Annotated in this window: 1 protein-coding gene; it reads right to left on the minus strand. The window is 65.0% G+C overall.

The annotated features are described in order from the left end of the window. Positions 1-369: hypothetical protein (locus RZA33_RS19400; RefSeq protein WP_317509544.1), on the minus strand; the 369-nt coding region annotated here is incomplete at both ends.

Below are 369 nucleotides of genomic sequence, written 5' to 3' on the forward strand. Positions count from 1 at the left end.
CGGCGCTGACGTTTTCGATGGTCGCCGTGATCTGGGTCAGCGTGGCCGACTGGAACGTCGAGAATTCCACCGCGTACATCAGGTCGCGCCGGTAGATGCCCTCTTTCTGCAGGCTGTCGTCCTGCCGGCTGCTCTTGTAGCGCAGCGTGGCGACGCTTTGATCGGCCAGCGTCAGGTGAATCTGGCCAGACAGCGCCGAATCGATCGCCGCGGCAATCGGGTCACGCTGGTCAAAGCAGTTGGCCCAGATCGTGACCATGTAGGTCTGTTCTTGGCGCCGCGTCTCGCGAGTTGCGACGCCCACGCCGCCCACGCGCGGCGAAATGTACTTCGCGCCCGGGATCGTCACGACCGCGCCGGCAGCTGTGG

Origin of the sequence: Halovibrio sp. HP20-59 (assembly GCF_033052795.2) — a bacterium.
Lineage (GTDB): Bacteria > Pseudomonadota > Gammaproteobacteria > Pseudomonadales > Halomonadaceae > Vreelandella.